Origin of the sequence: Paenarthrobacter sp. C1, from assembly GCF_049315185.1 — a bacterium.
GTDB classification, from domain to species: domain Bacteria; phylum Actinomycetota; class Actinomycetes; order Actinomycetales; family Micrococcaceae; genus Arthrobacter; species Arthrobacter nicotinovorans.
In genome coordinates, this window is sequence record NZ_CP186052.1 from 3292717 (window position 1) to 3306826 (window position 14110).

Sequence of the window (14110 nt, forward strand, 5' to 3'; positions counted from 1 at the left end):
GCCGGAGTGCATTCTTAGAGAAGGCCACCATTGATAGTCAGTTAAAAAGCTACCGCCAGTAACCCCGCGGAACTAATCCGCAGCCTCCGGTTACTGGCGGAATGGCGCTATAAGTGGCGCAAGTCACAGCATTGTTATGCGTTGGCGACAAGCCTCTCAACGGCGGCATCGATCCGCTCGTCACTGCCGGTCAGAGCGACGCGGACGAAACCGTTACCGGCGTCTCCGTAGAAAACTCCCGGCCCCACCACAATGCCCAGTTCCGCGAACCTCGCCACCGTGTCCCAGGTGGCCTCGCCGGCTGTGGACCACAGGTAAAGCCCGGCCTTGGACTGGTGGATCTGCAGCCCGAATTTCTCCAGGGCGGGCACGATCCTCTCGCGCCTCCCCCTGTACAGATCTTTCTGGGCGAGGACATGGCCGGCATCGCCCAACGCCACGCGCATGGCCTCCTGGACGGGGAACGGCACGATCATGCCGGCATGCTTGCGGCTGTTGACCAGGTTGGCGATGATCGCGGAATCACCGGCGACGAAGGCTGCCCGGTAACCGGCAAGGTTGGATTGCTTACTCAACGAGTAGACGCACAGCAGGCCATCGGTGGAGCCGTCTGTGACCCTGGGATCCAGGATGCTGGGGACAGCCTCTCCCCCGCGCTGGGCATCCCATTCGCCCCATCCCAGTTCTGCGTAGCACTCGTCCGAGGCCACCACTGCGCCCAATTCGCGGGCCTGGGCTACGATCCGACGAAGCGACTCGACATCCCGGACACTTCCTGTGGGGTTGCCCGGAGAGTTGATCCAGACCAACCGGACCTTTGCACGGGTTGCCGGATCCAGCTCATCCAGGTCATCGGCAGCAACGGCCGTGGCACCTGCCAGTGAGGCGCCAATGTCATAGGTCGGGTAGGCGACCGTGGGCCGGACGACCACGTCACCGGCGCTCAATCCCAACAGGAACGGCAGCCAGGCCACCAGTTCCTTGGAGCCCACCGTAGGCATGACGTCCTTCGGGTCCAGCCCGGGCACCCCGCGCCTGGCGGCGAACCAGTCGACGACAGCCTGGCGCAGTGCCTCGGTGCCGTGCACCGTCGGATAGCCGTGGGCGTCCGCTGCGTTGGCCAACGCGTCCCGGATCAGTCCGGGCGTGGGATCCACCGGGGTGCCGATGGAAAGGTTCACCGCGCCGCCCGGGTGTTTGGCAGCCGTGGCGACATACGGCGCCATGGCTTCCCAAGGGTAGTCAGGCAGGTTCAGGCCGAAAGCCGGTGCCGCTGAGATCAACCTAGCTACCGCCCTTAGTGGTCTTGGTTCTGCGGGGGCAGGGCAGCGATGAACGGGTGGTCCTTGCCCGTGTTGCCGATCTTGGCAGCTCCACCCGGAGAACCGAGGTCATCAAAGAACTCGACGTTGGCCTTGTAGTAGTCGGCCCACTCTTCCGGGGTGTCATCCTCGTAGTAGATGGCCTCTACCGGGCATACGGGTTCGCAGGCACCACAGTCGACGCACTCGTCGGGGTGGATGTAGAGGGAACGCTCACCTTCGTAAATGCAGTCGACAGGGCATTCTTCAATACATGCCTTGTCCTTGACATCCACACACGGCTGCGCGATTACGTACGTCACGTCCCAGACCTCTCCACGGTTTGTCCCGGCGATGGCCGGGTAATACTGCCGGCATGATGCCGGGCACTCAACTTCTGAGCCTATTATCCAACAGTGCGATCACGCCAACCTAGCCCGCGTCTTAGTATGAAACGGTGAATCCGCCACACTTGCCTCCCCGCCAGTTCCTGCTCAACGCAACGCCGGGCATCCGGGTCGTGGTGCGGTACAAGATCGAGGAAGGCCTCACCGACGCCCTGGGCTACTTGCTGGGCAGCAACGACACCGTTTGCACGGTACGGACCCGCACCGCCGACGTCGAAATTCCCTTGGCGTTGGTCATCGCGGCGAAAGAGGTTCCGCCGCCACCTCCGCGGCGACAGGCGTCCTAGTTCGAAGGCGGCTGGCCGCCACGAGCATGACCAGTGTCACAGCGCCGATCCCAAAAACCCAAACGTTTCCGACGGCGTCGCCCAGCACCAACTGCTTGGACGGCCCCGCCGACGACAAAACGCCGACGGCGGCATAACCCACCACGCCTGCCACCGCCGTCGGGACGACCGAGCGTGACCAGGCGGCGAGCCACAGCTGAACCGAGGCGAGAAGCAGCAACGCGGCGGCTACGCCCCAAGGGATCCCGACGCCGGCCCACTGGATGGCCTGGCGGTGCAGTGCCGTTCCTGCCGCAGCAACGAAAAGAGCCGCCGGTACGGCCGCGGCTATGCCACGGACCGTACCGGCGACTCCCTTCTTCATGCAGCTGTCCTTGACCGGTTCAGAACCAGCGGGTGTTAGGACTTGGCGCGGGCGCGGTTGGCCTTTGCGCGCTCGTTGGAGTCCAGGATGACCTTGCGGATACGGATTGCATCCGGGGTCACCTCAACACACTCGTCTTCGCGGGCGAATTCGAGGGACTCTTCGAGGGTCAGATCGCGCGGCGGCGTCAGGTTCTCGAAGGTGTCGGAGGAAGCTGCACGCATGTTGGTGAGCTTCTTTTCCTTGGTGATGTTGACGTCCATGTCGTCGGCGCGGGAGTTCTCGCCAACGATCATGCCCTCGTAAACCTCGGACGTGGGCTTGACGAAGAAGGAGCCGCGTTCCTGCAGGTTGATCATCGCGAACGGGGTCACAACACCGGCGCGGTCGGCGATCATCGAACCGTTGGTGCGGTATTCGATGGGGCCGGCCCACGGCTCGTAGCCCTCGGAGATGGAAGCTGCGATACCGGCGCCACGGGTGTCCGTGAGGAACTTCGTGCGGAAGCCGATCAGGCCTCGGGCCGGAACGATGAATTCCATGCGGCACCAGCCGGTGCCGTGGTTGGCCATGTTGGTCATGCGGCCCTTGCGGGCTGCCATGAGCTGCGTTACGGCGCCGAGGTACTCTTCGGGGACGTCGATGGTCATGTGCTCCATCGGCTCGTGGATCTTGCCGTCGATGGTCTTGGTAACAACCTGCGGCTTGCCAACGGTCAGCTCGAAGCCTTCGCGACGCATCTGCTCCACCAGGATGGCGAGGGCGAGCTCGCCACGGCCCTGGACTTCCCAGGCGTCAGGACGCTCGGTGGGCAGAACCTTGATGGAGACGTTACCGATGAGTTCCTTGTCCAGGCGGTCCTTCACCTGGCGGGCGGTGACCTTGGCGCCCTTGACCTTGCCGGCCAGCGGCGAGGTGTTGATACCGATGGTCATGGAGATCGCGGGATCATCCACGGTGATCAGCGGCAACGGCTGCGGGTTCTCGGCGTCCGTGAGGGTTTCACCAATGGTGATGTCCTCGATGCCGGCAACTGCAACGATTTCACCGGGACCGGCTTCTTCGGCAGGAACACGGGTCAGGGCCTTGGTGGCCAGCAGTTCGGTGATCTTGACGTTCTTGAGTTCGCCGTTGGCGCGTGCCCAGGCAACGGTCTGGCCCTTGCGGAGCGTGCCGTTGTAGATGCGGAGCAGGGCGAGGCGGCCAAGGAACGGCGATGCGTCCAGGTTGGTCACGTGAGCCTGCAGAACGCCGTCCGGGTTGTACGTCGGAGCCGGGATGTGCTCGATGATGGTCTTGAAGAGGGGCTCAAGGTCCTCGTTGTCCGGGGCCGAGCCGTTGGCCGGCTGGTCCAGGGATGCGCGGCCGACCTTGGCGGCGGCGTAGACAACCGGAACCTCGAGTACCTTGTCCAGGTCCAGGTCCGGAACTTCGTCCGCGAGGTCGGAAGCGAGGCCCAGGAGCAGGTCCATGGACTCGTGGACAACCTCGTCGATACGGGCGTCAGGGCGGTCGGTCTTGTTGACCAGGAGGATGACCGGCAAGTGCGCAGCAAGGGCCTTGCGGAGCACGAAGCGGGTCTGCGGGAGGGGACCCTCGGAAGAGTCAACCAGCAGGACAACGCCGTCAACCATGGACAGACCGCGCTCCACCTCGCCACCGAAGTCGGCGTGGCCAGGGGTGTCGATCACGTTGATGGTGATGGTCTCGCCGTTGGACGACGGGCCGTTGTAGGCAACCGTGGTGTTCTTGGCGAGGATGGTGATGCCCTTTTCGCGCTCCAGGTCACCGGAGTCCATGACGCGGTCCTCAACCTCACCGTGGGAAGCGAAGGAGTTGGTCTGCTTGAGCATGGCGTCGACCAGGGTGGTCTTACCGTGGTCAACGTGTGCGACGATCGCGACGTTGCGCAGATCGCTCCGCGACGCAGTGTTGGTGATGGTTTCAGACATGCGTTAATGACTCGATTCAGTGGTGAAGTCAGCTGTTTGTATCCGCGCGCATACCTGATCGACTTGATCGGAACACACAGCGAAAAGACCCCGGGACACAGGGCACCTGCATCCAGTCTAAACGCAGATGCATTTCTGAGCCTAAAAAGCAAGCCATCGGGCCATGAATTGTGGCGTCAGTCACAGCAGGTCACGTGTTCGTAAACACAAGTCAAGATGCTGGATTTTCACGCTCCCGTGCCCCATGATTGCAGCAGAACCAGTGCCCCACGGAGACCAATCAATGCGCCAATCTTCGGCCGTGTTTCGCATGATCGCACCTTTGATCGCCGTTGGCGTCCTTACGGTCGGTTGCGGACCAAGCCCAGTGCCAACCAGTGCCCCCTCACGATCAGCTGCGCCCGCGCCCGCCCAGACGGCCGCCGCTGACAAACCACTCAGGGTTGCCCCGCAACCCAGCGCCCTGAATCTCCCGGCAGGTTCCCTGTACAAGAATCCGACGAACAACCGCAACGAACTGGTGCTGGCCGATGTCCGCCACACCGCCGTATTGATCGGTGATTCCCAAGCCATGCCGGCGGGTTCCTGGCCGCAGCAAGGCATCGCAGCCCTCGGCTACAAACTGCATGTGGTGGGCATGGGCGGTACCGGATACGTCGCCACCAACGGCAAGACCGGCAACTACATTGACGCCTTGCAACGCGGCGACTGGGTTCTTCCCTATGGCGAGCCACCCTTGATCGTGGTGGAGGGCGGCGGAAACGACGCCACGCAGCGCGCCACGGATGCTCAGATCACCGGCAACGCCGAGCGGCTGCTGGCCGCCTTGAAGACCCGCTACCCGGGCTCCCGCCTGGCCATGATCGGCACCCTGGCCCGCGGCGTCAGCAACGGAGGCGGACGACGTACGGAAGTGGACGCCCTCCTGGGCCGGATCGCCGCCAAGCACGGTATTCCGTTCGTCAGTGCCGGCGATTGGCTCACCCGATACGACGCCATCAGCGACCTTCAGGACGGCGTTCATTTGAGGGCGACCGGACACGCGAAGCTTGGTGTCGCCCTGGCGCGCGAGCTCACGGCCCTGGGCCTCACTGCCCGCCCGGACAACCCGCAGCCGGCAAAGTAGGCGACCGTACTAAACGGCAAGAGCCGGTGGTTCCCTTTCCAGGGAACCACCGGCTCTTCTGCTGTACGGCAGCGGGATTACGACGCCGGTCAGGCCACTTCAGGGGGCAGGAGCAAGGATCCACCCGGGATGGCATCCAGGAGGGCCTGTGTATAGGCCTCGCGGGGATTGTCGAAGACCTCGTCCGTGCTTCCCGTTTCCACGAGCTTGCCTTTTTGCATCACACAGACGTGGTCGGCAATTTGACGGACCACAGCGAGGTCGTGGGTGATGAAGAGATAGGTCAAACCGAGGTTGTCCTGCAGCTCCGCCAACAGGTTCAGGACCTGGGCCTGCACCAGGACGTCCAAAGCGGAAACGGCCTCGTCACAGATAATGACTTCCGGGTCCAAAGCCAGAGCACGCGCGATGGCGATACGCTGACGCTGGCCACCCGAAAGCTCGTTCGGGTATCTGCGCATGGTCGACTGCGGAAGCGCCACCTGATCCAACAGCTCACGAACCTTCTTTTCGCGGCTGGCCTTGGTGCCGATTTTGTGAGTGCGCAGCGGCTCTTCGATGGTTCGGAAGATGTTGTACATCGGATCCAAGGAACCGTAAGGGTCCTGGAAGATCGGCTGCACCCTGCGGCGGAACTTAAACAAGTCCTTGCTGTTCAACGTTGATGTGTCAACGCCGTCGAAAACGATCTTCCCCGAGGTGGGTTCCAACAGGTTAAGCACCATCTGCGCCACAGTCGACTTACCGGAGCCGGACTCGCCCACAATGGCTGTGGTAGTCCCTCGACGAACGGAGAATGACACTGCGTCCACAGCCTTGAAGTCCGTGGTTTTGCCGATGCCGCCACGAAGTTTGAAAACCTTGGTCAGGTCTTCAACCTTCAGGACCTCTTCAGGCAGCGCGGATTCAACGACCACAGGTTCGCTGGGCGCCAACAGTTCGTCGGACTCAACGCCCTGTTCCTTGGCAACCTGAATACGCCGGGAGGCCAAGGACGGGGCCGAGGAGACCAAGCGCTTGGTGTACGGGTGCTTCGGGTTACGCAGCAACTCGAGGGACGGACCGGATTCCACAACCTGTCCCTTGTACATCACCACCACCTTGTCCGCCCGCTCGGCAGCCAGCCCGAGGTCGTGGGTGATGAGGAGTACAGCGGTCCCCAATTCGGACGTCATCTTGTCCAAGTGGTCCAGAATCTGTCGCTGGACGGTCACGTCGAGTGCCGACGTGGGCTCATCCGCGATCAGCAAACGCGGCTGGCAGGAAAGGCCAATGGCAATAAGCGCGCGCTGGCGCATTCCGCCCGAAAACTCATGCGGATATTGCTTGGCACGACGCGCCGCATCGGGAAGACCAGCTTCGGACAAGACCTTGGCGACATCCTCCGGCCCGGACGGAAGGCCGTTGGCTTTCAGCGTTTCCTTGACCTGGAAACCGATCTTCCACACCGGGTTGAGGTTGGACATCGGGTCCTGCGGCACCATTCCAATGGAGTTGCCACGAAGCTCAATCATCCGCTTTTCGCTCGCATGGGCAATGTCTTCGCCGTCAAAAAGGATCTCTCCGGCAGCCACCCGCCCATTGCCCGGAAGCAAACCAATGGCTGCCAGGGCGGAGGTGGACTTTCCGGATCCGGACTCGCCCACAATCGCCACGGTCTCACCCGGCATGACAGTGAAGTGCGCGTTCCTGACGGCGTTAACCTCGCCGTTGCTTGTCGCGAAGTCGATTGCCAGGTCCCTGATCTCCAGCAACGGACGTTCGAGGCCAGCGGATTCTTCTTTGATGTGAACGGAAGGGTTCATGGCTTGGCCTTTCATCGTTTACGCGCTTTCGGGTCCAGAGCATCACGAAGGGCGTCACCCAACATGATGAAACTCAGAACGGTGATGGAAAGGGCGATAGCCGGGTAGAGCAAAGGCATGGGATTGGATCGCAACGATGCCTGCGCTGCCTGGATGTCGTTGCCCCAAGACATCACGCTTGGTGGTAATCCGATGCCGAGGAACGACAGGGTGGATTCCGCCACGATAAATGTGCCCAGCGAGATGGTGGCAACAACAATGATCGGAGCCAGAGAGTTGGGCAGCACGTGGCGAAGCAAGGAGCGGAAGCGCGAAACACCCAATGACCTTGCAGCCATGACGAAGTCCGCATTCCGCACCTCAATGACGGCGCCTCTGGTGATTCGGGCAATCTGCGGCCATCCGAAAGTAATCAGAATCAGGATGAGCGTCCACACCGTGCGGTTGGCCCGGAAGACGGGAAGCTGCATCATGACGATTGCGCCAAGGATGAGGGGCAGAGCAAAGAAGATATCAGTGAGCCGAGCCAGGAGTGCGTCAGCCCAGCCACCGTAGTAACCGGCGAGGGCACCCACTGTGCCGCCGAAAATGACAACTCCAAGCGTGGTGAAGAGGCCAACTGTCACAGACGAGCGCGTTCCGAAGATGACGCGTGCGTAGACGTCGCAGCCCTGTTTGTTAAAGCCGAGCGGGTGGCCGCTGACAGGTCCGCCGTTCGAGTTGGCCAACTGGCAAGCTTCGCCAGAGGGATCGATCGGTGAGAAAAGGCCCGGGAACAGAGAGACGACGACTACGACCAGGATCATGAAGGCCGAAATGATGAACAGAGGCTGCTTACGCAGATTCTTCCAGGCCTCTCCCCAAAGACTGGAAGGGGCTTGGTCTTCTTTTACCTTGTCAGTGGCTTGCAGTGGCGTCTCTTCGAGGTCCGCAACGAAGTGCTCGATGTGACGCGGGGCTGTGTCCTGCCCCGTCAGGTTGTTATCAGGCGTCATAGCGGATCCTCGGGTCAAGCCAGGCGTACAAAAGGTCAACAATCAGGTTCGAGACACAGTAGACAAGCACCAGAACTGTGACGATCGATACCACGGTAGGTCCTTCGCCGGACAGGACTGCCCGGTACAACCTGTTGCCTACGCCAGGTACGTTGAAGATACCTTCGGTGACGATCGCGCCACCCATGAGGGCGCCAAGGTCAGCACCCAGGAACGTGACAACGGGGATCAGCGAGTTGCGCAGAATGTGCACGTTGACCACACGGAAACGGGAAAGCCCCTTGGCAGTGGCCGTCCGAACGTAGTCGGCGTTCATGTTCTCGATAACACTGGTTCTGGTCAGTCTCAAAACGTAGGCGAAAGAGGCCAGCCCCAGGACGATCGCCGGAAGAATAAGGTCCGGTATGGTCGCAGCCGAACTCACGGTAGGTTTAGCCCACCCCAGCTGGACGCCGATAAAGAACTGCAAAAGGAAACCGAGCACGAAAATCGGGATACCGATGACGATCAACGAAGCGATCAGGACAGTGCCGTCAAAAAGCTTGCCCTTGCGCAGACCTGCGATGAGACCAAACGCAATGCCAAAAACACCTTCAAAGATCAGTGCCATGACAGCCAGGCGGGCCGTAACCGGGAACACTTCGCCAAGGACGGCAGCGATGGGACGCCCGGAGAAGTCCTGGCCCAGATCAAACGTAAAAATGCTCTTTAGGTAGAGCAAGTATTGAACGATAAACGGCTGGTCCAGGTTGTATTGCGCCCTGAGCTTTGCCGCGACGGCTTCATTGACAGGCTTGTCCCCAAAAAGTGCCGCAATGGGGTCGCCCGGGAGGCTGAAGACCAGGAAATACACAAGGAGGGTGGCCCCCAGGAAGACAGGAATCAGCTGGAGGAATCTTTTCAGGATGTATGTGGCCATTAGCGCAATACACCCCGAACAGCAGGCACCCGGTCCAGGGGTGCAGCGGAGTTGTTCATCGAAGAACCTTTTCGTTCGATGTGCAGGAGTTCAGGGCCGACGGTCCAAGTATGCCTGCACAAGGACGCCCAACCGGAGTTGGGCGTCATTGATTTGCAACGCGATACGGCGGCGGTAGCGCCTCTAGAGCGCCCCCGCCGCCGATCGTTATTTACTTGCCAGTGATGTTGTAGTACAGCGGGACGCCGTCCCATCCGTAGTCAACATTCGAGACGCCGGTGCTCCAGCCACCCTGCGATACCTGGTACCACAGCGGGATAGCCGGGAGGTCCTGCAGAAGGATCTCCTGGGCCTTGTTCATGGCCTTGTTGCCTTCTGCAACCGAGGGGGCCGAGAGTCCGTCAGAGATGGCCTTGTCAAAGGCGGGGTTCTCGTAGCGGGCATCGTTCGAGCCTGCGCCGGTCTTGTAGATCGGTCCCAGGAAGTTGTACAGCGACGGGTAGTCTGCCTGCCAACCTGCACGGATCGAACCGGTCAACTTACCGGACGTTGCAAGGTCGCGGGCTTCCTTGAAGGTAGCGAACGGAAGACCCTCAGCCTTGATACCAAGGTTGTTCTTCAGCTGGTTGGTAACGGCCTCAACCCAAGCCTTGTGGCCGCCCTTGTCAGCGTTGTACGCAATGGTGAAGACCGTGTTCGGGTCCCACTTCTGAATGGCGTCGGCCTTGGCCCACAGATCCTTGGCCTTGGCAGCATCGAACTTGAGGTTGTCGGAGCCCGGGATGCTGTCGCTGTAGCCGTCCAGAACCGGTGCCGTGAAGTCCTTGGCAGGCTGACGGCCACCGCTGAAGATTACCTTGGTGATCTCTTCACGGTTCATGGCCATGGAGATTGCCTGGCGGCGCAGCTTGCCCGCTTCTCCGCTCCACTCGGGGAGGTACTCGGGAATGGCGATGGTCTGGTTACCGGCATACGGCTTCTCGATGAAGCGATCGCCGAGGTCGGTCTTGAAGTTCGCGAGGGCGCTCGTGGGGATCGTCTGGAGGATGTCCAGGTTGTTGCCCAGGAGATCCTGGTAGGCGGCGTCATCGTTCTGGAAGATCTTGAACGTCACGCCACCGTTCTTGGCCTTACGGGGACCGTTGTAGTCGGCGTTCGGAACGAGCTGGATCTGCACGTTGTGCTGCCAACCGTTCTCAGCCATCTTGTACGGACCGTTGCCTACCGGCTTCTCGCCGTACGTCTTCGGGTCCGCGAGTGCTGCGGCAGGGACCGGCATGAAGGCGGTGTAGCCGAGTCGCAACGGCCAGTCCGACTCAGGCTGCTTGAGTTCGACCGTGAAGGTGGTGTCATCCACAACTTTCAAGCCGGACATGGTGTCGACGGTGGAACCCTTGGCACTGGTTTCGTCGTAGCCCTTGATGCTTTCGAAGAAGGTTGCGCTCAGCTGAGCGTTCTTCGCTGCTGCACCATAGTTCCAGGAGTCAACAAACGTCTTGGCCGTGATGGCGTCGCCGTTGGTGAACTTCTGATCCTTCTTGATCTTGATGGTGAAGTTCTGCGCGTCAGGTGCCTCAATGGACTCGGCCAGTTCATTGACCGGCTTGCCGGAGGGGTCGTAGCTAACGAGCCCGGAGAAGATCAGCGTTGCGATCTTTCCGCCGCCGACCTCGTTGATATCTGCCGGCATCAGCGGCCGCTGCGGTTCTGAACCGTCAGCGATGATGACCTTGTTGGGGTTACCGCCGGATGCGCCGGAGTCGTTGTTGCCGCCGCCGCCGCAACCGGTCATTGCGAGGGCGATGACCGCCGCTACGCCTAGAGCTTTGGAAGTGCGCGAGAAACGCATTCCGCCTCCTATGAGTCGGGAAGTTGATCAGGGGAATTTTGGTAGGTTCCCCCAAGGCAAGGCACAGATTCCTACTGTGACGTTGCCTACATGTGAGTGTAAGCCTACCCACATTGCGTCCGAATGTTGGAACATGCTGGCCAAACTGTAACCGTTCCGCAACCTCCACATGCCTAAAACGGCGGGAATTTCAAGTCAAACACTACCCGGTGGTAGCATTCGCTGTCTGACAGCAGGACAGGACGTTTTTCAGGCGCAGAAACAACCCCGTCTCGGCTTCATCTTTCGCCCGATGGATGGGCTGGGTCAATGGCAACGGCAGCTCCGTGCCAGCTGTTCCCGTTGGCTTTCCTTGAACCTTAAAGTTCTTCATACTGTTGAGGCCCCTCCCGGCGAACCGGGAAGGGCCTCAATTTATGGATCCTAGTAGTCGTTGAACGACACCTTTACCTTGCCGCCATCCAGGCTGATGTTGGCGCTCAGTGATACTGAGGTGGTGTCCGTTGTGGTCTTCCAATCCGGCGTCCCGAAACCATATGAGTTGTCCTTCTCATAAGTGACGGTCGCTTTCCCCGGATTCGACGTGCGTACACGCCACGGGGTTTCGCCGTAGCCCTTGCTGACAACGAACGTGGGCTTGGTGGTGAGTGCCCAGCGGAAGTTCTTTGTGTAGCGCGAGGAACTGTAGCTGTTCAAGGGGCAGTTGGCCGGCCGGGCCTCGGTGGACTTCACACATTCAGCCAGGTAGGCATCGATTTGGGCCATTGCCTCTGACTTCAATGCTTCTGAAGCTTCCACCTTCAGGCTGGCCGTTGAAGAAGTCGACACGGTGCCGATGGTCACCATCGTGGTCAGCTTAGGAGCTGACAGATACTTCTCCGAGGACGGCAACTCTACCGTGTACTCGCCAGGCAAGGCGGGATACGTCACGGAGCGGCTGTCAGAGAGGTTGACATCAACTGACTGTCCATTGATCAGGAGGGTTTTCACCGGGGTGTCGGACGAAATGCGCAAAGTCCGGGGAGACGCGGAGTCCATGACCCAGTGATCATCCAAGAACTCCGGGTTGGACTTATGCAAACGGTAGGTCGTTTGCTGTTTCCGGCCGTCCTGGTACATGGCGGCAACCACGGTGGCTGTGTCGTTTGAGACATTCGTAGACACGATCTCAAACCTGTCGATGCGCTTGCCCGCCTTGGAATAGACCTCATCGGTCAGCAGAATTCGCTGGTCAGTGGCGACGCCGGGATCGGCGATGGCCATCGCCTTGGACGCCTCGCCATTCTGTAGCGCCTGGAGGTAGCCGGCGACGGCTTTGTCTGGTCCGTTGTTGCCCTTGATCACATCGACGGCGATGAATGCCCCGACGACCAGTACGACGACCAGACCGGCTGCTCCCAGGATCAGACCAAGCTTGCGCTTCGCTTGGGCAGTCATGGGCTCTCTGGGTGCCAGGGCCGGGTGAGCCGCAGCGGGAGCCGGCACGGATTGACCGTCACCAGGTGCGGTGGCAGCCTGTTCAGCAACGACAGGCTTGGCGGGAGCGATCCTGCCGGCCAGGGACAAGGGCACATACCTGCTTAACTGTGGCGCCAGGAAACGGGCTGAAACTTCCGTTGCGCCGCCCCAAAGCAGCAAGATGAACGGCGTCCACCACGCCAGCGTCATACTGACGGCCCCCGAAGCCAGTGACCCGGCGTCGAACGTTCCTGTTACGCCACTGAGCCACGTCATCAACGTCCCGGCCACCAGGAAAGAAGCGGGAAGCAGGACCCAGTCGGTGATCTTGTTGCTGACCACCGGCCCCCGGCGCAGGTACCAGAAAACAGAAGCCACCACGACGGAGACCAATGCCAGGAGAAGCATCAGCCACCCGGCCCAGCCCGGCACGCCGAATTGGGTGAGCGCATTGCCGAATCCAAAGCTGATATCCGAGCCTGATGAATTAGACGACGAAGACATGCTGGAACCGGAATTCCAGGTGCGGCTAACGGCACTCAGGTGGCCCAATCCGAACATGAAAAAGCCTGCGGTGGGCGCCCACAAAGGTGAAGAGAGCGAGGCCTGCCATCCGGACTTAATGCCGATGGCAATTACCAGGACGGGAATCGCAATGGCAAGAAATACACCATAATGAACGGCCACAGCTTCGAAGGCCCGACCGATTGCGGCACCCGGCCCACTAAGGGCCGGGACGCGCGGTTTACCCGACATCCGACCCAAATATGCGGCGAGGGTTCCGAGGATCAGCGCAAAAATCACAGAGCCAAAGGTCACGGCCCCGATCGAGCTGACCTTCACATTGGGAATGGGCAGGTTCACGGCAAATATCGCACCGAAGGCGTTGACCAAGAGGGTGAAGACGAGGCCGGCTGTTGCTGCCTCGATCCAGATTCCGGCTGTGGTGTGGGCTTCGGACCGCTTTGCGGCAATCCGTGCGGCAAGGAACAGGACTGCAACTGAGATGGCAGTCAACAACAGTGGAACGGCAAAGAATGATGCCGAACCCTGGACGCTTCCGACTAACGGAAATGTTGCGTCGATGCTCGTGCCGAGCGCCCCAAGCTGGCTCATGACTACCAATTGAACGGCCAACTGACCCATCAGGGACCACGGGGACGGCATGCTGCTGCTATTACCGCCGGAAACCATCGAATTGGACGGGAGATCGGTGTTGCCGCCGTTGCTGATGGCCACACCTATAAGAGCCAGAATCAGGAAGAGAAATGCGGTGATGAGAACGGCTGCATAGGAAATGGCCCCCACCAGGGCCCCCGGAATCAGCGACTTTGCGTCAAAAGAACTGACGACGCTGGACACCGGCCCAGTTTTGAGGCCGGCGTTGGTAGGGCCAATATTTTTGGTGCCGCTTTCTGCACCGATGGCTGAATGGCTGTCCGGTGCCGCATTGTGCGGGACTGTATTCGGCGACGGCCCGTCCGGAGCGGCAGTCGGTTGATGTGGTTCGGTCATAACAATTTCCCCCTATTGTTTTCTCTACTGCTCATGGTGCCATAGCCAGACATAATTCATGGGGTCGTCATAACCGGCGGACCGCTCCGGCAGACACCACGAAAAATATGCCGCCCTCCGATTCACGGGGGG

Annotated in this window: 11 protein-coding genes; 2 read left to right on the forward strand and 9 right to left on the reverse strand. The window is 60.6% G+C overall.

The window, feature by feature from the left end; translation table 11 throughout:
- Nucleotides 1–134: 134 nt before the first annotated feature.
- Together dapC and fdxA are read right to left on the reverse strand one after the other, a co-directional pair.
- Nucleotides 135–1283 carry a succinyldiaminopimelate transaminase gene (gene dapC / locus ACNAOU_RS15380; RefSeq protein WP_039242259.1) on the reverse strand — a complete coding sequence of 383 codons (1149 nt, stop codon included), beginning with the start codon at nucleotides 1281–1283 and terminating at the stop codon, nucleotides 135–137.
- 14 nt (nucleotides 1284–1297) lie between these two features.
- Entirely contained in the window at nucleotides 1298–1624 is a 327-nt protein-coding gene (gene fdxA / locus ACNAOU_RS15385) for a ferredoxin (RefSeq protein ID WP_018776555.1), read from the reverse strand.
- Between the two features lie 134 nt (nucleotides 1625–1758).
- On the opposite strand from fdxA, the gene ACNAOU_RS15390 reads away from it, so the two are divergent.
- A complete protein-coding gene (locus ACNAOU_RS15390) occupies nucleotides 1759–1995 on the forward strand; it encodes a hypothetical protein (RefSeq protein ID WP_082499713.1) in 237 nt (78 codons plus the stop codon).
- Here the strand turns inward: ACNAOU_RS15390 and ACNAOU_RS15395 are convergent.
- Together ACNAOU_RS15395 and typA are read right to left on the reverse strand one after the other, a co-directional pair.
- Entirely contained in the window at nucleotides 1943–2359 is a 417-nt protein-coding gene (locus ACNAOU_RS15395) for a hypothetical protein (RefSeq protein ID WP_422757184.1), read from the reverse strand. The genes ACNAOU_RS15390 and ACNAOU_RS15395 overlap by 53 nt on opposite strands.
- A gap of 35 nt (nucleotides 2360–2394) precedes the next feature.
- Entirely contained in the window at nucleotides 2395–4311 is a 1917-nt protein-coding gene (typA, locus tag ACNAOU_RS15400; protein WP_018776557.1) for a translational GTPase TypA, read from the reverse strand.
- A 244-nt stretch (nucleotides 4312–4555) separates the two neighbouring features.
- On the opposite strand from typA, the gene ACNAOU_RS15405 reads away from it, so the two are divergent.
- Nucleotides 4556–5437: an SGNH/GDSL hydrolase family protein gene (locus ACNAOU_RS15405; protein WP_370874698.1), complete on the forward strand. Its 882-nt coding sequence runs from the start codon at nucleotides 4556–4558 to the stop codon at nucleotides 5435–5437.
- 89 nt (nucleotides 5438–5526) lie between these two features.
- On the opposite strand, the gene ACNAOU_RS15410 is transcribed toward ACNAOU_RS15405, so the two are convergent.
- The 5 genes from ACNAOU_RS15410 to ACNAOU_RS15430 form a co-directional block, all read right to left on the reverse strand.
- On the reverse strand, nucleotides 5527–7242 hold the full coding sequence (locus ACNAOU_RS15410; RefSeq protein WP_422757185.1) for an ABC transporter ATP-binding protein: 1716 nt from the start codon (nucleotides 7240–7242) through the stop codon (nucleotides 5527–5529).
- An 11-nt stretch (nucleotides 7243–7253) separates the two neighbouring features.
- Nucleotides 7254–8237, reverse strand: a complete 984-nt coding sequence (locus ACNAOU_RS15415; protein WP_018776560.1) for an ABC transporter permease — start codon at nucleotides 8235–8237, stop codon at nucleotides 7254–7256.
- Nucleotides 8227–9156, reverse strand: coding sequence for an ABC transporter permease (locus ACNAOU_RS15420; protein ID WP_018776561.1), 930 nt, complete (start codon nucleotides 9154–9156; stop codon nucleotides 8227–8229). Before ACNAOU_RS15420 ends, ACNAOU_RS15415 begins: the two co-directional genes overlap by 11 nt.
- A gap of 211 nt (nucleotides 9157–9367) precedes the next feature.
- Nucleotides 9368–11005 carry a peptide ABC transporter substrate-binding protein gene (locus ACNAOU_RS15425; RefSeq protein WP_018776562.1) on the reverse strand — a complete coding sequence of 546 codons (1638 nt, stop codon included), beginning with the start codon at nucleotides 11003–11005 and terminating at the stop codon, nucleotides 9368–9370.
- A 423-nt stretch (nucleotides 11006–11428) separates the two neighbouring features.
- Nucleotides 11429–13978, reverse strand: coding sequence for a hypothetical protein (locus ACNAOU_RS15430; protein WP_422757186.1), 2550 nt, complete (start codon nucleotides 13976–13978; stop codon nucleotides 11429–11431).
- Between the last annotated feature and the right edge of the window lie 132 nt (nucleotides 13979–14110).